The organism is Aequorivita sp. IT1183 (assembly GCF_058068265.1).
In genome coordinates, this window is sequence record NZ_JBYRHS010000006.1 from 201,138 (window position 1) to 220,008 (window position 18,871).

General features: G+C 36.6%; 19 protein-coding genes. 6 read left to right on the plus strand and 13 right to left on the minus strand.

Going from position 1 to position 18,871, the window contains the following annotated elements; genetic code table 11:
• Positions 1-7: 7 nt before the first annotated feature.
• From AC3RVF_RS13605 to AC3RVF_RS13635, 7 genes are all read right to left on the minus strand, one after another.
• On the minus strand, positions 8-886 hold the full coding sequence (locus AC3RVF_RS13605) for a PPK2 family polyphosphate kinase (protein ID WP_489691775.1): 879 nt from the start codon (positions 884-886) through the stop codon (positions 8-10).
• A gap of 163 nt (positions 887-1,049) precedes the next feature.
• Positions 1,050-2,213, minus strand: coding sequence for a sigma-54-dependent transcriptional regulator (locus AC3RVF_RS13610; protein ID WP_489691776.1), 1,164 nt, complete (start codon positions 2,211-2,213; stop codon positions 1,050-1,052).
• The gene (locus AC3RVF_RS13615) at positions 2,213-3,160 is read right to left on the minus strand and encodes a hypothetical protein (protein WP_489691777.1); all 948 of its coding nucleotides are present in this window, start codon (positions 3,158-3,160) and stop codon (positions 2,213-2,215) included. The genes AC3RVF_RS13610 and AC3RVF_RS13615 overlap by 1 nt, the downstream gene beginning before the upstream one ends.
• A gap of 65 nt (positions 3,161-3,225) precedes the next feature.
• Positions 3,226-4,533, minus strand: a complete 1,308-nt coding sequence (locus tag AC3RVF_RS13620; RefSeq protein ID WP_489691778.1) for an ABC transporter permease — start codon at positions 4,531-4,533, stop codon at positions 3,226-3,228.
• Positions 4,534-4,539: 6 nt separating this feature from the next.
• On the minus strand, positions 4,540-5,466 hold the full coding sequence (locus AC3RVF_RS13625) for an ABC transporter ATP-binding protein (RefSeq protein ID WP_489691779.1): 927 nt from the start codon (positions 5,464-5,466) through the stop codon (positions 4,540-4,542).
• Positions 5,467-5,753: 287 nt separating this feature from the next.
• Complete coding sequence (gene dnaJ, locus AC3RVF_RS13630) at positions 5,754-6,869, minus strand: molecular chaperone DnaJ (protein WP_489691780.1); 1,116 nt, start codon at positions 6,867-6,869, stop codon at positions 5,754-5,756.
• 1 nt (position 6,870) lies between these two features.
• Complete coding sequence (locus tag AC3RVF_RS13635; RefSeq protein ID WP_489691781.1) at positions 6,871-7,470, minus strand: nucleotide exchange factor GrpE; 600 nt, start codon at positions 7,468-7,470, stop codon at positions 6,871-6,873.
• Between the two features lie 105 nt (positions 7,471-7,575).
• Here AC3RVF_RS13635 and AC3RVF_RS13640 point away from each other — a divergent pair, with 105 nt between their 5' ends.
• Complete coding sequence (locus tag AC3RVF_RS13640; RefSeq protein WP_489691782.1) at positions 7,576-8,229, plus strand: YceI family protein; 654 nt, start codon at positions 7,576-7,578, stop codon at positions 8,227-8,229.
• Positions 8,230-8,281: 52 nt separating this feature from the next.
• On the opposite strand, the gene AC3RVF_RS13645 is transcribed toward AC3RVF_RS13640, so the two are convergent.
• The 3 genes from AC3RVF_RS13645 to AC3RVF_RS13655 all read right to left on the minus strand — a co-directional run bounded on the left by AC3RVF_RS13645 (position 8,282) and on the right by AC3RVF_RS13655 (position 10,526).
• Positions 8,282-9,196, minus strand: coding sequence for a TIGR01777 family oxidoreductase (locus tag AC3RVF_RS13645; protein ID WP_489691783.1), 915 nt, complete (start codon positions 9,194-9,196; stop codon positions 8,282-8,284).
• A 142-nt stretch (positions 9,197-9,338) separates the two neighbouring features.
• Entirely contained in the window at positions 9,339-10,007 is a 669-nt protein-coding gene (mnmC2, locus tag AC3RVF_RS13650) for a tRNA (5-methylaminomethyl-2-thiouridine)(34)-methyltransferase MnmC2 (protein ID WP_489691784.1), read from the minus strand.
• Positions 10,008-10,010: 3 nt separating this feature from the next.
• Entirely contained in the window at positions 10,011-10,526 is a 516-nt protein-coding gene (locus AC3RVF_RS13655) for a DUF4920 domain-containing protein (protein WP_489691785.1), read from the minus strand.
• A 111-nt stretch (positions 10,527-10,637) separates the two neighbouring features.
• On the opposite strand from AC3RVF_RS13655, the gene AC3RVF_RS13660 reads away from it, so the two are divergent.
• Positions 10,638-11,708 (plus strand): branched-chain amino acid aminotransferase, encoded by a 1,071-nt coding sequence (locus tag AC3RVF_RS13660; protein WP_489693603.1) that lies wholly within the window; start codon positions 10,638-10,640, stop codon positions 11,706-11,708.
• Positions 11,709-11,769: 61 nt separating this feature from the next.
• Here the strand turns inward: AC3RVF_RS13660 and AC3RVF_RS13665 are convergent, their stop codons facing one another.
• The gene (locus AC3RVF_RS13665; RefSeq protein WP_489693604.1) at positions 11,770-12,156 is read right to left on the minus strand and encodes a pyrophosphohydrolase domain-containing protein; all 387 of its coding nucleotides are present in this window, start codon (positions 12,154-12,156) and stop codon (positions 11,770-11,772) included.
• Positions 12,157-12,828: 672 nt separating this feature from the next.
• On the opposite strand from AC3RVF_RS13665, the gene AC3RVF_RS13670 reads away from it, so the two are divergent.
• Positions 12,829-13,629 (plus strand): hypothetical protein, encoded by an 801-nt coding sequence (locus tag AC3RVF_RS13670; RefSeq protein ID WP_489693605.1) that lies wholly within the window; start codon positions 12,829-12,831, stop codon positions 13,627-13,629.
• Positions 13,630-13,793: 164 nt separating this feature from the next.
• Positions 13,794-14,498 carry a thioredoxin family protein gene (locus AC3RVF_RS13675; protein ID WP_489691789.1) on the plus strand — a complete coding sequence of 235 codons (705 nt, stop codon included), beginning with the start codon at positions 13,794-13,796 and terminating at the stop codon, positions 14,496-14,498.
• An 88-nt stretch (positions 14,499-14,586) separates the two neighbouring features.
• Here the strand turns inward: AC3RVF_RS13675 and AC3RVF_RS13680 are convergent, their stop codons facing one another.
• Entirely contained in the window at positions 14,587-16,626 is a 2,040-nt protein-coding gene (locus AC3RVF_RS13680) for a dipeptidyl-peptidase 3 family protein (RefSeq protein WP_489691790.1), read from the minus strand.
• A 147-nt stretch (positions 16,627-16,773) separates the two neighbouring features.
• Here AC3RVF_RS13680 and AC3RVF_RS13685 point away from each other — a divergent pair, with 147 nt between their 5' ends.
• Together AC3RVF_RS13685 and crcB are read left to right on the plus strand one after the other, a co-directional pair.
• Entirely contained in the window at positions 16,774-17,829 is a 1,056-nt protein-coding gene (locus AC3RVF_RS13685) for an SRPBCC family protein (protein ID WP_489693606.1), read from the plus strand.
• Positions 17,830-18,201, plus strand: a complete 372-nt coding sequence (crcB, locus tag AC3RVF_RS13690) for a fluoride efflux transporter CrcB (protein ID WP_489691792.1) — start codon at positions 17,830-17,832, stop codon at positions 18,199-18,201.
• Here crcB and AC3RVF_RS13695 read toward each other — a convergent pair.
• Positions 18,198-18,806 (minus strand): DUF1684 domain-containing protein, encoded by a 609-nt coding sequence (locus AC3RVF_RS13695; protein ID WP_489691793.1) that lies wholly within the window; start codon positions 18,804-18,806, stop codon positions 18,198-18,200. The two genes, crcB and AC3RVF_RS13695, sit on opposite strands and share 4 nt — an antisense overlap.
• Positions 18,807-18,871: the final 65 nt, after the last annotated feature.

Below are 18,871 nucleotides of genomic sequence, written 5' to 3' on the forward strand. Positions count from 1 at the left end.
AATACAATTAACTATTTTTAAGGCGTTCGCGGTATTCGGAAATTTTGGCTTTTATATCGTCATCTAGTTCCGGCTCTTTGATGTCTTTATATTTTTTGAGCTCTTGCAGCATAATTTCAGCAACTATAACTCGCGCGGTGTCTTTATCGTCTGAAGGAATAATATACCAAGGCGCATTCGGTTTTGAAGTGCGGTTAATTGCCTCTTCATAATATTTTCGGTAATCTTCCCACAAAGCGCGTTCGTCAAGATCGCCTGGGGAAAACTTCCAGTTTTTATCTGGCCTATCTAATCTTCGGAGTTGACGATCCTTTTGTTCGTCTTTGGAGAGATTTAAAAAGAATTTGAATATGACCGTTCCATTTTGTTGAATCGTCTTTTCAAAATCGTTGATCTGCTGAAAGCGTTTGTCCCAAAATTTGTCGTCAATATCTTCCAAACTATTTACATCGGGCAAATTTTCGCCAAGAATATATTCTGGGTGAACTCTTGTTACCAGCACGTTTTCGTAATGTGTTCTGTTGAATACGCCAAACTTTCCGCGTTCGGGTAAAGCAATGTAATGGCGCCAAAGATAGTCGTGTCTTTTCTCTAGTGCAGTTGGCGTTTTAAAACTATGAACGACAACTCCACGTGCGTTAAAATCTTTAAATACTTCGCGAATAAGACTGTCTTTTCCTGCGGTATCCATTCCTTGAAGGCAAACCAAAACGGCGTATTTTCCGTGTGCGTATAAGGTATCTTGAAGTTTACCCAGCTTTCTTCGGGTGTCTTCTAATTGTTCTTCCAGTTCGTCTTTAGACGCTTCTAAATCCCAAGTATTTAGAGTGCCATCCAGTTTTATGGTTTCGGTAACTTTAAAATCTTCAATTTTTATTTCTTTCATAGCGCTGCTGATACTGTGAATACTTTAGATTTTTTTGAAACTTTTGAGGCGATTGTTTCATTATCCGTATGAAATTAAACAATAAAAATTAAACGCCGAACACACAAACCTTTAAACTATATGAATTCTCAACGCCAGCAGAAAGCTTCACCTACTAATGGACTCATTTACTAGCGAAGAGTTTCACATCTTCAACACTAATTTCTTTTCCGCCTAGAATAATTAGACGCTCCACAACATTACGAAGCTCACGGATGTTTCCAGTCCACTCATACTCCTGCAATTGCTTTATGGCTTTAGCGGTAAAATTCTTTTTAGCTGTGCCGTGTTCGGTTGAAATTTTTTCAGAAAAATAATCTACTAATAAAGGAATATCGTCTCTTCTATCGTTTAAAGACGGTACTTTTATAAGGATAACCGCCAATCTGTGATACAAATCTTCACGGAAGTTTCCTTCGGCTATTTCTTTTTTTAAATCCTTATTTGTTGCTGTAATAACCCGAACATCTACCTTAATATCCTTATCGCTACCTACGCGCTGCACTTTATTTTCTTGCAATGCTCGAAGCACTTTTGCTTGTGCAGAAAGACTCATATCGCCCACTTCATCTAAGAATATTGTTCCGCCGTTTGCGGCTTCAAATTTTCCTGCACGGTCTTTAATTGCTGAAGTAAATGCACCTTTTACGTGGCCGAAAAGCTCGCTTTCAATTAATTCGCTTGGGATTGCAGCACAGTTAACCTCTATCATTGGGCCATTGCTTCGTTCACTTTTTTGGTGAAGCCAATGTGCTACCAATTCTTTTCCGGTACCGTTGGGGCCAGTAATCAAAACGCGGGCTTCGGTGGGCGCCACCTTCTCGATCATTTCTTTTATTCGCTCAATTTCTGGCGATTCACCAACCATTTCGTAGTTTTTCGAAACCTTCTTTTTGAGGCGCGTATTTTCAACCACCAATTCTTTTCGGTCTAAAGCAATACGAACTGTGTTAAGCAATCTATTTAAATCTGGCGGTTTCGAAATATAATCGAATGCCCCCAGTTTCATTGTATTTACTGCGGTTTCAAGATCTCCGTGGCCGGAAATCATAACCATCGGTATTTCTGGTTTTATCTTTTTTACAGCTTCCAAAACCTCCACGCCGTCCATTTTTGGCATTTTAATATCGCAAAGCACCAAATCGAAATCTTCATTTTTGATAATTTCCATTCCGGCAAGGCCATCTTCGGCTTCAAAAACCTCGTATCCTTGATTTTCTTCGGAAAGAATTTTCACTAAAACCCTTCTAATTGCTGCTTCGTCTTCTATTATAAGTATTCTCGCCATTAATATTTAAATTTTAAACCTGCCCTAAAATAAGGCGAATTTTCGGTATTAATTTTATAAACTTTTTTGCCATCGCCATCTTCCAATCTAAAATCGTTATAAACCGAGTGCGCTGCATAACCATAAAACAAAAGATGTTCGGTAAAGAAATGCTCGTAACCCAAGCCTAAAAGACCAATTGTCAATTGTATACTTTCGGCAACTGTGCCATCTTCGCCAAGGTTTCCTACGGGATCAAAATTTTGCTGGATATTGGCATAAATGTTATCCAACGTAGCAAATGCCTGTAAAGCATCTTTATGATTGTCATTTAAATAATGCCTAACGTTCGTTTTCGGCACTCCCAGCGTATATGTCCAATTAGGGTGAAATTCTTTATAATAATTTAATAAGGGCAAAGGGTACCATCTTCCGGGAGTAGTGGAATAAACAAGTCCAGCTATAAATCTATAAGGTTTTTCGCCCTCTTCAATAGTATTTTTATTATCGTTTATGGCGTAGGCTCCAACTTCATAAATAAAATCGTCGCTCATCAAACTACCTTCAAAATCACTTTGAATTTTAACCCCAGCCTTAGCTCCAAAACGCCAATTTTCGTTCTGCATCCAAGTGTAGCCTACGTATCCGTCCATTTGTTTAACAGAGGTAACTAGATTATTTTGAATATTTTCAGAGGGAGGTACTGAACCCATAAAAGCCGAAAGATCTTCACTGTCTTTAATATTTATGTCTACGTATCGGTATTCCAAACCAACAACAAAAAAACTTTTCTTTTCCTTATTAATAGGAATAGGCGCTTGTACCAGGGCACGATAACGATTAATAGAATTCTCCGACTTCGAAAAATTCAGGTTCAAATATTCAATTCTCGCCAAATCTGTAGTTTGAGCAGTCATTCCAAAAGCAAAAAGCAAAAGAAATGAGGCAATAAAAGTGTTCTTTTTCATAGTTTCTTTTTTTTATTATTAGGAAAATCACCGCCGATTTCATAGCATACTTCGGCAAGGATATTTTAGTATTTCAGCCACTTAAATATTTCTTTGTACGTTGGTTTTTTACCATACATTAATATACCTACGCGATAAATTTTAGCCGCAAACCAAACCATAGCAATGAATGTTGCGAATAAAATAACTACCGAAATAATTTGTTGCCAAAGCGGAACACCAAACGGAATACGCATTAACATTACCACTGGCGATGTAAAAGGAATATACGAGAAAACCTGCGAAACAGTTCCGTGCGGATTATCTATTACCGTAAAAAAGCCAACATAAACTGCCAGAATTAAAGGCATTAAAATAGGCATCATAAATTGTTGGGTGTCGGTTTCGTTATCTACAGCAGCACCTACCGATGCATACAAGGAAGCATATAACAAGTAACCGCCCACAAAAAACAACAGGAACATTACAATTAGATTTGTAATAGGCAAATTGTTGATTTCTATCATTACATTATTCATAATCTCTTGGGTCCCGCCAGCTACGCTATTTTCCAATACCTGTTGCGAGGGTGAACCAGCAGAAGGATCTATTCCAAAAACAGAGGTGACAACCGTCATTAAAACCAAAATTAACACCACCCAAACTACAAACTGTGTAATTCCGGCAAGTGTGGTTCCGAAAATCTTCCCCAGTAGCAATGTTCGCGGTTTAACAGATGAAATAATTACTTCAATTACGCGACTTGTTTTTTCTTCAATTACACTTCGCATTATCATATTTCCATAAATAATGATAAACATGAAAAGCAAATACCCTGCGGCACCGCCAAAAATTAGCTTAAGACCCGAGCCAAGTTTTGATGTTTCCTTTCCTTTAAAGGTTTCTTGGTTGGCCCTAATATTTATGTGAAGGCTTTTAATGGTTTCTGAATCAATACCAGCTTCCCTTAATTTTAGGTTGTTTACCTTATTTTCAAGCAAATCATTGATGTCGCCCATTAATGACAACGATGGCGAATCTTCAGAATAAAAGGTAATTTTTTCTGAAAGTTGATCGAGACTTTCCGTTTTTGGAATGTACAAAAGGCCGTAAATCTCACCGTTTTCAGCTATTTTTTTTGCATCTTCCAACTCTAATCCACTTAGCATTTTATACTGTAAATGTGGCGTAGAGTTGAATTCATCTGCAAACATTCCACTCTCGTCCAATACTGAAATTTGACGAACGGTATCGTTGTTAAGACTGGATAAATATGCTACCAAAGCAAAAATACCAACGAAAATAAGCGGGCTCAAAAACGTCATCACAATAAAGGATTTATTGCGAACTTTGGTTAGGTATTCCCTTTTTATTATTAGAGGAAGATGGTTCATTATTGGTTAATTTTTTTGGATGGTTTCAATAAAAATGTCACTGACAGATGGCACCACTTCTACAAAGTGGGTTAATTGTCCAAGCGAAGTTAAATAGTTTACAAAATCGTTAGGCGAAACTGAATCTGGTTTCTTTATTTTGTATTGTAATTCGTCATTGATACTTGTAAATGTAGCTGGGAAAATTTCAAATTTTTCCTTTAACGAAGCCGTAGCTTCTAGGGGATTTTGAGTAATCAAACCAATTTCGAAAGTATTGTTTCTATATTGACGCTTTATATCGATTAATTTTCCATCCAATATTTTATTCGATTTGTGTATTAGCGCAATATGATCGCACATTTCCTCCACCGATTCCATACGGTGCGTTGAAAAAATTACCGTTGCCCCGTCATCGCGAAGTTTAAGAATTTCATCTTTAATTAGATTGGCGTTTATTGGGTCGAAACCACTAAATGGTTCGTCAAAAATTAATAGTTTCGGTTCGTGAAGCACGGTAACTACAAATTGGATTTTCTGCGCCATCCCTTTAGATAGCTCCTGGATTTTTTTATCCCACCAATCGCCTATATCTAACCGATCAAACCAATATTTTAATCTTTCTTTAGCCTCTTGTTTTGTTAGCCCTTTAAGCTGCGCCAAGTATAGTGCCTGCTCCCCGACTTTCATAGATTTGTAAAGACCGCGTTCTTCGGGTAAATAACCAATGTTTTTAATATGATGTGGCTGAAGTGGCTCTCCGTCGAGAATAACCGAGCCAGCATCGGGCATTGTAATTTGGTTGATGATTCGTATAAGGGTAGTTTTTCCGGCCCCATTAGGACCCAGCAAGCCAAAGATGCTTCCTTTTTCTACCTCGATGGATACATCGTTTAGCGCTTTGTAATCGCCGTAGATTTTAGAAACATTGTTGACTACTAAAAGTTTTTCCATAAAGTTAAATTGTTCTGTAAATATATTGATTTGAATGCACCCTAAAGTTTAAAGGGGTAAGATTTATGATTTTTTTTAGACAATAGAAAAGGCAAAAACGAAAGAGAAAAAAATAATGCCTTGGAAATGGTCACTTCAAAAATTCCAGCTATGGGGGCCTAAAAACAAAACCCACCCAAAAATAAATTCTTGGGTGGGAAAAAAAATTGCTATGAAAAAGAAAAATTATCACTTCTAAGACGAAGCGACATTTCAAATATATGCAAAAATATTTATTTAACGTTTAATTAAGAGAACATATCTTTTACTTTCTCAAAAAACGACTTGTCTTCTTTTTCTGGTTTCGGTTGAAAATGCTCGTCATCGCTCATTTTCTCAAAAAATTCTTTCTGTTCTTTTGAAAGAGATTTGGGTGTCCAAACGTTTACATGAACTAACAAATCGCCAGTTCCGTATCCATTGATACTAGGAATTCCCTTACTTCTAAGTCTTAAAATCTTTCCACTCTGGGCACCACTATCAATCTTGATACGCACTTTTCCAGTAACGGTTTCAATTTCTTTTGAAGTACCCAAAGTTGCTTCAGAAAAACTTATATATAAATCATAATGCAAATTGTCGCCTTCACGTTGTAAATAATCGTGTGGCTTTTCTTCAATGGCAACCAAAAGATCACCAGGAATTCCATTGCCTGGCGCATCGTTTCCTTTTCCAGAAACTTTTAGCTGCATGCCATCTACTACACCTGCTGGTATTTTAATAGATACTGTTTCTTCAGTCACCAACATTCCATCGGCGTCTGCATTTGCTGGCTTAGAATCTACAATCTGTCCAGATCCACCGCAAGTACTACACGTAGCAGCAGTTTGCATACGACCCAAAATTGTATTTTGAATTCGTGTTACTTGCCCTTGACCATTGCAAGTAGAACAGGTTTTGTAGGTTGTTCCGTTTGCTAGTTTTTTGCGTTTTACTTTAATCTTTTTCTCAACACCATTGGCAATTTCTTCTAAGGTAAGCTGAACGCGTATACGAAGGTTACTCCCCTTCATGGTTCTGCGGCCACCGCCACCAAAACCGCCGCCGCCAAAACCGCCACCGCCAAAAATATCTCCAAACTGACTGAATATGTCGTCCATATTCATTCCGCCGCCGCCGAATCCGCCGCCACCGCCGCCATTTTCGAATGCGCGATGCCCGTACTGATCGTAACGAGAACGTTTGTTGGGATCGCTCAATACTTCGTAAGCTTCCGCAGATTTCTTGAACTTATCCTCAGCTTCGTGATCGCCCGGATTTTTATCGGGATGATATTGAATTGCCTTTTTTCGGTATGCTTTTTTAATTTCCGCCACTGTGGCGGACTTTGATATATCTAATATTTCGTAATAATCTTCCTTCATATTATTGTCCTATAACTACTTTTGGATAGCGAACTATTTTATCGCCTAATTTGTATCCTTTTTCTACTACATCTATAATTTTACCCTTTAGCTTAGCATTCGGGGCTGGAATTTGTGTAATCGCTTCGTGAGATTCTGAATCAAAAACATCGCCAGCGTTAACCTCCATTAAATAAAGCCCTTTAGACTTTAAAGTTTCGCTCAGTTTGTTATTGATAAGCCCAACACCCTTAAACAGGCTGTCGTTCTCACTTTTTTCAATTTCTTTTAATGCGCGCTCGAAGTCGTCTAAAACTGGCAACAACGAAGTTATAACGTCTTCACCTGCAGTTTTAAACATTTCAATGCGTTCGCGAGCAGTGCGTTTTTTAAAGTTTTCAAATTCAGCAAAAAGACGCAAGTAGCGGTCCTTTTCGTTTTGAAATTCTTCTTGTAACTCTGTAAGTGCATCGGTTACTTTTTCCTCGGCAATTTCCTGCTCATTTATATCCTGTTCGTCAAAACCTAAATCCGCTTCGCGTTGGGTTTCATTCAAATTATCGTTTTTGCTCATAGTAGCGTATGTTTCAATTTTTTCTGAAGGGAGCAAAAGTACTGCCATTTGTTATAAAATGTCAAAATGTCACAGGGTTTTATTTAATACTTCCTTAACTGAATTATTGACTATTAATCATATTTTTGCATCCTAAATTATAAACTTGAATTTATGAAATCTACATTTTTTAAAATTACTTTAATGGCCGTTCTTGCAGTTAGTGCATTTTCTTGCAAAAACACTGAAAAGGAAACAGCTACAACAGTTGGAGAAGCTGCACAAGCTACCGAAACTGCTACTGCATACTCAGTAGACGCTGCTGCATCACAAATTATGTGGGAAGGTGCTAAACCAACTGGCAAACACCACGGAACTATTAGCCTTACTTCTGGAACAATTCATTTAAACGATGGAAAGGTTGAAGCTGGAAACTTTATTATCGATATGAATAGTATTAATGATGAAGATTTAGAAGGAAAAGAGAAAGCAAACTTAGAAGCACACTTAAAAGGTACTGTTGAAGGTAAAGAAGGTGACTTTTTTAATGTAACTGAATATCCAACTGCTAAATTTGAAATGACAGGTCTTGAAAATAATATAGTTAAAGGAAACTTGACTATTAAAGACAAAACCAACGCTGTTGAATTTCCTGCAGTTGTAACAATGGATGGTGATAAAATGACACTTAAAAGTGAAGCTTTTGAAATAGACAGAACAAAATGGAACGTGAACTACGGCTCAAAATCTATTTTCCCAAGTTTGGGTGACAAATTTATCAATGACGTTATTAAAATTAATGTGTTGTTAGTTGCTACGAAAGCATAATTGCTTAGCATATAAATAATAAAGAGAGCGGCATATGCCGCTCTCTTTTAGTTTACAGTAAATCCTGCAAAGTGTTTTCTAAATTGTAGTATTTAAAATGATACCCAAGTTCTTCTATTTTATGCGAACTGACCAATTGTCCTTCCAACACCAAAACAGACATTTCGCCTAATAATAGTTTTAAAGCGAAACTCGGAATATTTGGCAACCACAACGGACAATCTAATTTTGTAGCAATCATTTTGGTCATTTTTTTATTTTGCACAGGATTGGGTGCTACGGCATTGTATTTTCCTTCCAACTGATTTTTAAGAAGAAATAGATAAATGCCTGCAATATCTTCAAGGTGTATCCAAGATTGCCACTGCTCGCCACTTCCTAAAGGAGCACCAACTCCGTATTTAATTGGTTTAACTAGTTTAGGCAAAGCGCCACCATTTTTTGCTAAAACCATTCCTGTACGCACTTTGCTAACTTCCATGCCCATTCCTAAGCTTTTGAATTTTGCGGCAGCAGCTTCCCATGCAACTACAACTTCTGCCAAAAAAGTATCGTCAACTTCTTTGTCTTCTTCTGTGTATAGTTTTGTTTTTGAATTGGGATAGATGCCTATGCCGCTAGCTGAAATAAAATGCACAACGCTGTGATCTATTTTTTTGAGAGTTTCATAGATTAAGTTCATACTCTCAATGCGGCTATCGAGAATAATCTTTTTGTATTTTTTGGTCCATCTTTTTGCGATGGATGCTCCCACTAAATTAATTATTGCTTCCGCACCGTCAAAAGCATTCGTATCAATTTCACCGGTATCAGGATTCCAATAAAATCCTTTATAATTTTCAGTGTTTTTAATTTTCTCTTTGCTTGTAGTGAGGTAGTTAACTGCAATTCCTTCATGGTGACATTGCCTTACTAGCTCTGAGCCAATAAGACCCGTGGCCCCCGTTATTAATACCTTCTTGATCATAAACTTAAATTTATAAATTCAAATACACCTGACAAAGACCATTAACGGAAGATTGTGAAATTTAGAATTTACAGGTGGAGAATTAAGTCATTTCGATGCATTTCGAACCACTTATTTCAATTTGAATTTTGAACTATGAATCTTAAATTTTCGTGCCCCGCAACATTTCTTTTTTACCGGGTGGGCCTTGAAGACGTTCCACTTTAAAACCAACTGCCTGCATGGCACGTCGTGCGTTGCCATTGGCCGCGTAGGTTACTAAAACACCGTTAGGTTTTAAAGAATTATACATTTTCTGAAAAATTTCTTCAGTCCAAAGTTCGGGCTGTACACGAATGCCGAAGGCATCGAAATAGATTAAATTGAAAGAATTTTCATCTGTAATTTCAGAAAAGAGTTTTTGTTGTTTTGTAAGTTGAAAATTTTCAGAAACAGTGGTTTTTTCTTCCCAAGCGGAAAGATGCATTTCATTAAATTTTTCTTCGGAAGTATTTAAAAGCGAAGTATAGTTGAGCGCGTTGATTTCCTCCATTTCTAATGGATATGCTTCAACACCCGTATAATTTACTTTAAACGGATTTTTTTCGGTTTCTAAAAAAGTGAGATAAGCATTTAGCCCTGTGCCAAAACCAATTTCGAGAATTGATACCTCGCCCATTTCATTTTCAGAAAACCAGTGGTAAAGCCCTTCTTTTATAAAAACATGAAGAGCTTCGGCTATTGCACCGTGCTTAGAGTGGTATTGTTCATCCCACTCTGCAATGTGCAGCGTGTAAGAGCCGTCGCCCGTTTTAAATAAGGTTCGTTTCAAAAGTTATTGTTTTGCCTCTTCAGGAATAAGTACGCCATTAGCTTCAAACGCAAGGGTGCGCTTAACTTCAGTAATAGCAGCGATTTCTTCAGCAGTTGCACCGCCATCTTCGGCATAATGACGTTGATCTTCAACGCTCATTTCTTCAATATAAGCTTTTCCTTCGGCGATAATCTCTTTGCCTGCAATGTCTTTTGGCATAAAGAAACCATAATCTTTAAAACGCACCATCGCTTCTTTTTCACCCATATCAACTTTCATCCAGCAACCTTTACTTTGGCAAACTTCCTTTACTTGGGTGGTGAATTTTACATTTATAGTGTCGCCAATTTTTAAATCGTTATATCTTTTTGCAATAGCTGATTTATCTAAAACATCTTGGTTTGTTATTTTATCGCCAAACGTTTGATAGTTCACTGCTATCTCTTCCGTTTCTAGTGCTGGCTTGTCTTCTGTTTTCTCGTTTTTGCAACTAACTAAAGCTACCATTAGGGAAAATACAACTAGTATTTTTTTCATATTGAAGTTTTTAATAAATTATTGATTGGTAATGCTTTGCAATTTTAATGATTTTTTGAATTTTATATGGTCTAAATTTTACCTATTTTTACCAAATAAACACTTTTCTTCATGAATCCGTCTACGACACAAAAACTAGATATCCAAAAAGTTGCATCTTCAAGAATTGGAGAAGTAGATTTCAACGATCTTACTTTCGGAAATACTTTCACCGATCACATGTTTGAATGTGATTACAAAGATGGTGCTTGGCAAAACCCGACCATTAAACCATACGGTCCGTTAACCATTTCGCCGGCTGCAAAAGTTTTTCATTATGGGCAAGCGGTTTTTGAAGGCATGAAAGCTTTCAAGGATGAAGATAATAGAGTTTGGCTTTTTAGACCTGAAGAAAATTTTAATCGAATAAATAAATCGTCCACACGGATGGCCATTCCAGAGTTCCCGAAAGATATTTTCTTTGAGGCGTTAACTACCCTCGTAAATATTGATAAAGATTGGGTACAACAAGGTCTTGGAAATTCACTTTACATTCGTCCGTTTGTAATTGCAACACAAGTTGGCGTTTCTGCATCGCCTTCAACAGAATATAAATTCATGATTTTAATGTCGCCAGCGCAAGCTTATTACACAGGCGATGTTAGAGTAGTAATAGCAGAACATTACAGCCGCTCGGCAAATGGTGGTGTAGGTGCAGCAAAAGCAGCCGGTAATTACGGCGCACAATTTTTCCCTACTAATTTAGCCCGCGAAAAAGGCTTTCATCAAGTTATTTGGACAGACGCCAGCGAGCATAAATTATTGGAAGAGGCCGGAACAATGAACGTATTTTTTAGAGTGAACGACACACTTTTAACCGCTCCAGTTAGCGATAGAATCTTAGATGGTGTTACTCGAAAAAGTGTTTTGGCACTTGCAGAAAGAGACAACATTACTATTGAAGTAAGACCAGTTTTAGTTTCTGAAATTGTGGAAGCTGCTAAAAACGGAAGTTTAAAAGAAATCTTTGGAGCTGGAACTGCAGCAGTTATTAGCCCAGTAAGCGCTTTCAGTTATAAAGAAACCGTTTATGACATCGAAAAACAGGAAGATGGTTTTGCTTTGCAATTCAAAAAAGAATTGATGGACATTCAATACAACCGCAGCGACGACCCTTTTGGCTGGAGATTTGAAGTAGTTTAACTGAAAAACAAAAACATATTTAAAAAAGTCCAAAACGTAAAGTTTTGGACTTTTTTGTTGGCTACTTTTCAAGAATGGATTTAATATTCGGTTTAAAATAATTGGGACCTTTTAAAACCTTTCCATCTTCACGATAAATAGGCTTTCCATCTGCGCCCAACTTGCTCATGTTACTTCGTTGAATTTCATTAAACACTTCTTCAATTTTATCCTGCATTCCATGTTCAATGATAGTTCCGCATAAAATATAGAGCATATCGCCCAGTGCGTCTGCAACCTCAACCAAATCGTTATTATTTGCGGCTTCAAGGTATTCTTCGTTCTCTTCGCGCATAAGTTCGTAGCGCAATAAGTTCTTTTTTAAGTCTAAATTGGCAGTTGGCGTATTTTGTATTCCAAGGCTAAATGCTTTATGAAATTCAGTAACTGCGTTTATTTTATTCTTCATATTAAAGCCCTGATAGAAGGGTGATTTTTAAATTAGTATTGTATTTTTGACAACTGTAAAACTACAAATTTATGTTTAGTACCGGCCAGTGGGTTTTTGCTGTTTTATTTTTTATTGTCTTCGTAATTGTAATGATTTTCAGTTACCGCGGAGATAAAAAACTTCACAAAAAATACTATAAAGGTAGTTTTTGGATACTGCTAGGTTTTATAGCATTCATCCTTTTTCTGTTAGTTGTAAAGACATATTTAAAAAAATAACTTTTTAGCCGAGCTCGCTATTCTCTTAGTGCTCGCCTACTTTTTATTCGATTCACTACAAAAACATTCGTATAAATTTCCTGCTAAAAATACCTACTAGTAGGTATTTTTTGGAATTCCCCCCTACCCTATATTTGTCTAAATCCATTCGAAGTTTGCTATTTTAAAAACTGAAAAATGGAATCTGTTTGATTAGGCATTCTATTTATATAGAAGAAAAAACCTAAAAGTGCATTGTGAAATTTGAAACATCCTGAGCAATATATACTCTTTGGGGAGAGAGGAAACGATTGCAATAAGACTAAGCGATGCACTACGGGTTTTCTCAGAAATTAACCAGAAACTTGACAATCAATGCATAAAATTTAAAAGTGAAAACGAACAAAACACTAACCTTAATCCAAATTATATTATGAAAAAACTAATGTATTTATTTCCGTTTTTAATAATTTTCTGCTTCTTTTTTATAAGTTGTGAAGAAGAGGAAGAGGCCGAACCTGAACAAGAAATCGTAGAGGTAAATGAAACTTCCATAATACCTTCTTCCTCTTTTGGGCGAACGAATAACTATTTAGGATGTATAGAAATTTCAAGCAGAATAACCAATATTTCGGTTTGGGATCACGGTACTGTAGACGGTGATATCGTTTCTATTATTGCAAATGGTAATGTAATTATAGACGAACAAACACTTAACGGTCCTTCTAGCCCAATAAGTGTTGATTATGATTTTGGGTATAATGGTTTCAATTACGTAACGCTTTATGCTCACAATTTGGGTGATATTCCACCAAATACTTGCACAGTTGCAATAAATGGAGTCGAGTTTGTTTTGGAAGCAAATCTGGATGCCAATGGAGCCGTTGATGTAATTATTGGAGGCTATGGAGTTGATTGCAGCGATGCTGGCGGCAACGGCGGTGGCGGCGGTGGCGGTGGCGGCGGAAGCAACAAAGGAGATGTAAAGTTTTGGACTAGCTCAGATTTTGGTTGTGGCCCAATTACCGTAAACTTAAGTGGCGTGGGCTCCAGTTCTATTTCTAGTTACTATACTTCTGGAACTCCAGATTGTGTGCCAGATGGTGCAGGCGGTAATTTTAGCGACTTAACACCAGGCACATACAATTATACCGCAAGTTGCCAAGGCTATAACTGGGATGGTACTGTTACCGTTACAGAAGACTCCTGCTTTAGAATGCAACTAACCTTGTAATTATTTCAATTATCTATTTTGAATATAGGCAAAAAATTGGTTTTCTAAATTGATAGCTAGATTGAAATAATATTTAATTCACAATATTTAAAAATACCCTTAATTGGGTATTTTTTTTTGTTTTGGCATAAATTAAATTTGAATACGAACTAATACCTGTTATTATGAAAAATTATATTCTTTTAACTGCTTTATTTACTTTCTCAATTTTAAGCTATGGGCAAGTAAAGACCTTAACAGACGATACAGTTGCCAGCGCAATTGAAAACAGTACCAAACCATTTATAATCGATTTTTACGCTACTTGGTGTGCACCTTGCAAAATAATGTCGCCTATAATGGAGGAATTGGCCGAAGAATATAAGGGTGAGGTTACTTTTTACCGAATGGATGTAGATGCTAACGAGACTGATGATTATCTAGGAATTGAATCTATACCCACGTTCTATTTTATTATGGATGGTGCCAATGTAGGCGTACAAGAAGGCTCACTTTCTAAAGAGAAATTTAGAGAACTTATAAACGAAAATTTTGAACTAACCACAAAGGCAACATTTGATGAATATAGTGATAAAGAAATAAGTGATAAATGGTTCGATTGGAGCTCGTTAAACCTTTTGGCTTGGCACGGTTATGAAGAACATAACGAAGCCGAAGTTCTTTCAAAATGTATTGAAATTGTGCTTCGTTCTATTCAACTAAATGAAAACAGTTACAATCTTGATACTTATGCCGCATTACTTTACAAAACAAAAGAATATTCAAAAGCTTTGAAACAAGCCAAAAAAGCAATTGAAAAGGCAATTGAAAACGATGAAGATTATACTTCCACGACGCTTTTAGTAAACCTTATTATTGAGCGATTATAAAAACGTATTACATTAACCAAAGTAATATTCAATTAAAAAAGCCTTCAAAATTACTTTTGAAGGCTTTTAAATTTTATAAATTGTACTCTTAGTTTACCGCTGGTAAATTGCTGTAATTTTCAGAATAGTAAGTCATTTGTTCTGCAAAACCTTTTGGCTGCTCTATAGTGAAACTTTCAATCTCACCATTGGCATCCATTTTTGGAACAAGTATAGGATTCACAAAACCGCTATAAGGCGCTGCAGTAAATTGCTTGTTGCGATCCAATATTTCTTTATGAATTTTTTGATCTACTTTTACACCGTAGGTTTCAACTAAATGCTCTACCGCTGCATAATCCCCTTCACTTTTAATTCGCTGTGTTTCGCGAAGCAATTGACCGAATAAGTCGTGAAGTTTATCGTAATCAGTGATATTGAAATAGGTTTTGCCGTCGCGCGTAATTTTTTCAATTACGTTGTCTGCTTTTCCTTTTTCAAAAACCCAAGAAGAAACCCACTGGCGGTTACGCATATGTGCTTCTTCAACATTATCGCCTAAATTCAAACGAATTAATTGCGTCATCAAACCGTTACGGATGTAACCGTCGTATGCGGCCATACCAACTTTTTTCCAATCATCAACCAATCCTAATTCTTGAAGTTTTGGGTTGTATAAATAGTAAAGACCAACTAAATCTGCACGGCCTTCTTCTAATGTAGACGCGTAGTTTTTTAATGTTTCTTTGGTTTCACCAACACCAGGATTCATTTGTCCAGATGCATGACCAATTACTTCGTGAAGTGCGGTGTGTAATTTATCGCCTATTTGCCCGTATTTTTCTTCCAATTCAAGTTCTTCGGCATCATTAACAAATTCTTTCAATCTGCCACTGCTTCCTGCATTGTTATAAGCTTCAATAATATTTCCTAATGAAACAGATTTACTACCCACAGCAGCGCGTATCCAGTTTGCATTTGGAAGGTTTACACCAATTGGCGTACTTGGTGAAGCATCACCAGCTTCTCCAGCTACATTTACTACTTTATAAGTTACACCTACAACGTTTTTCTTTTTGTGTTCTTCCATTAATGGCGAGTTATCTTCAAACCACTGTGCGTTTTCAGAAACAACTGCCATTTTTTCAGACATATCAAAATCTTTTAGTTGCACTACCGTCTCATACGAGCCGCTATAACCAAGTGGATCGTTATACACTTCAATAAAACTGTTTATGTAATCTATATTCCCTGCTGTTGCAGAAGTCCAAGCTACGTTGTAGTCATCCCACGTTTGAAGATCTCCAGATTTATAATATTGAATTAAAAGACCAAGTGCATCACCCTGTGCTTTGTTTTCGGCAACACCTTGGGCTTTTTCTAGCCATTCTACAATTTTATCTATTGCTGAGCCATAAAGTCCGCCAGACTTGTAAACCAATTCTTTAAGTTGTCCATTCTCTTTCACCAATTTTGAATTTAAACCAAAAGACAATGGCTTTTCAGGATTTGGAGAAATCTTTTTAGCATAAAAAGCTTCTACATCCTTATTAGTAACGTCTGGCCCATAAAAGTTAACGGCACTTTCAGCTACATTATCTACACCTTTTGCTTGGTTTACTTTTTTAGCATCTTTATCGTTAAAAATTACTTCAAAAGCTTCACCTTCCAAGGTTGTGTTGGTATCGGTTAAAAGTTGCTTTAAGTAATCTGAAGAAAATTCAGGCTTCATTTTAGCATTGGAATAATGGTGGTGAATCCCGTTACTAAACCAAACTCGCTTTAAGTAGGTTTCAAAATTTTTCCAGTCTTCAGAGTTTTTATCGCCGTTATAATTGGCGTATACATTCTCTAACGCTTTTCTGATAGTAAGGTTATGACGGTAGTTTTGATCCCAAATAATATCTCTTCCCGCTAGTCCAGCTTGCGTAAGGTAGTATACAAGTTTCTGCTCCTTTAGGGTAAGTTTTTCCCAACCCGGAATTTGATAACGCAATATTTTTATATCGCCAAACGATTCTACGTTGTAGTCAAATTCTGTGGTTTCAACTGCTTCCACTTGAGCTAAATCGTTTTCTGCTTTGTTGTCTTTACAAGAAAAAAACAATAAACCGCTTATTGCCATTGCAATAAAAAAGGTCTTCTTCATATTATAAAATTTTTAGATTCCCGCAAATGTACTAAATTAATAATCGCAATAATATTTTAAAAAAAACACTGCAAATGAGCGAGATTGATTGTAAAATGCGTCCATGATTTTTCACTATCTTAGCAACACCAATTAACACCCAACCAAATGAAAATATTAAAGTACTTATTTTTTCTTCTTCTCATTATTATTATCGGTAGCGCGATTTATTTCGGAACACAAGATGGAACATATGACATTCAGGATTCCGCAATAATTGCAGCACCGCCAGAAGTTGTTTTCAGTAAAGTGAATAATTATAAAAGCTGGGAAAAATGGGGGCCGTGGAAAAAACAAGACTCTACCATGACTTTTACTTATGCCGAAAAAACTTCGGGTGAAGGCGCATCGTATTCTTGGGATGGCGAAATGAGTGGCGCTATGACTACAACAAAGGTTATTCCGAATAAAGAAATAGAACAAGATTTAACTTTATATACGCCTGCTGGAGAAAGAAACCCAAAAGTGTATTGGAAATTTGAAGATGCCGATGGCGGCACAAAAGTAACTTGGGGAATGAAAGGCGAACACACCCTTATTGATAAAGCATATTATTCATTAAGCGGTTTTGACTTTGAAACAGCGATGCACCAAATGAATAAATCTGGTCTTGAAGGAATTGCCGTTGAAGTAGCCGAAGATATGAAACAGTATTCCATAAATGTTGACGGTGTTACGCAATATGGCGGCGGTTATTATATGTATACAACTACAGTTGCTAAACAAGACGAGGTTGATGAAAAAATGGCTCCTTTAATGAATGAAGTAATGAGTTTTATTACCCAGAACAATCTCGCTATGGCAGGAAAACCTTTCACCATTTATAACGAAATAGACAATACAAACAACACCGTTATTTTTTCAGCGGCAGTACCTGTGAATGCGCAGGTTATTACGCCAGAAGGAAGTCCAGTTGTTTGTGGATTTATGGAGCGAGTAACGGCAGTAAAAATTTCGCTTAAAGGAAATTATGAACATCTTTCCGAAGCATATTTAAAAGGAAGACAGTACATTACTAAAAACGACCACCAAATAGACACAAACCGAAAAATGTTTGAAGTTTATATAACCAACCCAGAGGAGGTACTCAACCCCGCCAATTGGTTAACAGAAATTTACATACCAATAATCTCTGTACCCGAACCTATAGAAGAAGGAATGTAAATGAAGCAGTTAGCATTGGTTTTTTTAGGCGGCGGCTTGGGAAGCACTTTTAGATACGGGCTATCCAAGTATTTTAACAACTACGAAACTGGAATACCCTACGGTACTTTTGCAGCAAATATTCTGGGGAGTTTACTAATCGGAATAATTCTAGGACTTGCTTTAAAAAACGAAACACTTTCGCAAAATACTGTATTGTTTTTAGCTACAGGATTTTGTGGCGGTTTTACTACCTTTTCAACATTTGCTTATGAAAACCACCTTTTCCTAAAAAGTGGAGATTTTATGTCTTTTGCGCTTTATACTATTGCCAGCTTCGTTATTGGCTTCGCGATGGTTTTTTTGGGAATGTGGTTAGTGAAGGTAATTTAATGCTTCCCAAAATCTTTCACACCCGCTTCAATTCTAATTAATAAATCGTTTTCCTCTGGCGGTATTGGGCACGAATATCGTGGGCTGTAGGCACAATATGGGTTATAAGCTTTATTAAAATCAATGACTATTTTATCTCCTTCAGGAATACGCTGATCTAAAAACCTTCCTCCACCATAGGAGCCATCGCCACTCGTTAAATCTGTAAAAGGCAGAAAGAGATAATCGTCGTAACCTGGCTCATCGTATGGTTGCACACTTTTAAAAAGATTCAAAATAAAGTCTTTTCCTTCTAGCGTGAAATGTGCTTCGCCATATTTTACATATTCCGGTTTTCGCGCAGTTGTGGTTGGCATTAAAAACGGTTTCTCATCTGGTGTTCGGACAAATTTTGCCTCAACAATAAATTTTTCTTCAATGGGATAAAATACTAAACCTTTAAAGTTTTTGAAATCCTTTGGTTCTAAAATTGTGGTTTCAGGATTGCTGAATTCTTCATTTAGCTTAATTTGTTCTGCTTTGCTTTCAGAAATTAATTCTTCATTTTGTGCCGAAATAGTTACGCATATTAAAAAGAAGCTGAGAAATAATAGTAATCCTTTCATCTGTAGTTTTTAGTAAAAATATAAAAACTACAATTAGGCCTCCGTTTTATTTATAATTAATTTTT

Bases quoted from the DNA above. Each gene is read 5' to 3' on its own strand.
- AC3RVF_RS13605 (WP_489691775.1), bottom strand. From the start codon at position 886: ATGAAAGAAATAAAAATTGAAGATTTTAAAGTTACCGAAACCATAAAA.
- AC3RVF_RS13610 (WP_489691776.1), bottom strand. From the start codon at position 2,213: ATGGCGAGAATACTTATAATAGAAGACGAAGCAGCAATTAGAAGGGTT.
- AC3RVF_RS13615 (WP_489691777.1), bottom strand. From the start codon at position 3,160: ATGAAAAAGAACACTTTTATTGCCTCATTTCTTTTGCTTTTTGCTTTT.
- AC3RVF_RS13620 (WP_489691778.1), bottom strand. From the start codon at position 4,533: ATGAACCATCTTCCTCTAATAATAAAAAGGGAATACCTAACCAAAGTT.
- AC3RVF_RS13625 (WP_489691779.1), bottom strand. From the start codon at position 5,466: ATGGAAAAACTTTTAGTAGTCAACAATGTTTCTAAAATCTACGGCGAT.
- dnaJ (WP_489691780.1), bottom strand. From the start codon at position 6,869: ATGAAGGAAGATTATTACGAAATATTAGATATATCAAAGTCCGCCACA.
- AC3RVF_RS13635 (WP_489691781.1), bottom strand. From the start codon at position 7,470: ATGGCAGTACTTTTGCTCCCTTCAGAAAAAATTGAAACATACGCTACT.
- AC3RVF_RS13640 (WP_489691782.1), top strand. From the start codon at position 7,576: ATGAAATCTACATTTTTTAAAATTACTTTAATGGCCGTTCTTGCAGTT.
- AC3RVF_RS13645 (WP_489691783.1), bottom strand. From the start codon at position 9,196: ATGATCAAGAAGGTATTAATAACGGGGGCCACGGGTCTTATTGGCTCA.
- AC3RVF_RS13655 (WP_489691785.1), bottom strand. From the start codon at position 10,526: ATGAAAAAAATACTAGTTGTATTTTCCCTAATGGTAGCTTTAGTTAGT.
- AC3RVF_RS13660 (WP_489693603.1), top strand. From the start codon at position 10,638: ATGAATCCGTCTACGACACAAAAACTAGATATCCAAAAAGTTGCATCT.
- AC3RVF_RS13665 (WP_489693604.1), bottom strand. From the start codon at position 12,156: ATGAAGAATAAAATAAACGCAGTTACTGAATTTCATAAAGCATTTAGC.
- AC3RVF_RS13670 (WP_489693605.1), top strand. From the start codon at position 12,829: ATGAAAAAACTAATGTATTTATTTCCGTTTTTAATAATTTTCTGCTTC.
- AC3RVF_RS13675 (WP_489691789.1), top strand. From the start codon at position 13,794: ATGAAAAATTATATTCTTTTAACTGCTTTATTTACTTTCTCAATTTTA.
- AC3RVF_RS13680 (WP_489691790.1), bottom strand. From the start codon at position 16,626: ATGAAGAAGACCTTTTTTATTGCAATGGCAATAAGCGGTTTATTGTTT.
- AC3RVF_RS13685 (WP_489693606.1), top strand. From the start codon at position 16,774: ATGAAAATATTAAAGTACTTATTTTTTCTTCTTCTCATTATTATTATC.
- crcB (WP_489691792.1), top strand. From the start codon at position 17,830: ATGAAGCAGTTAGCATTGGTTTTTTTAGGCGGCGGCTTGGGAAGCACT.
- AC3RVF_RS13695 (WP_489691793.1), bottom strand. From the start codon at position 18,806: ATGAAAGGATTACTATTATTTCTCAGCTTCTTTTTAATATGCGTAACT.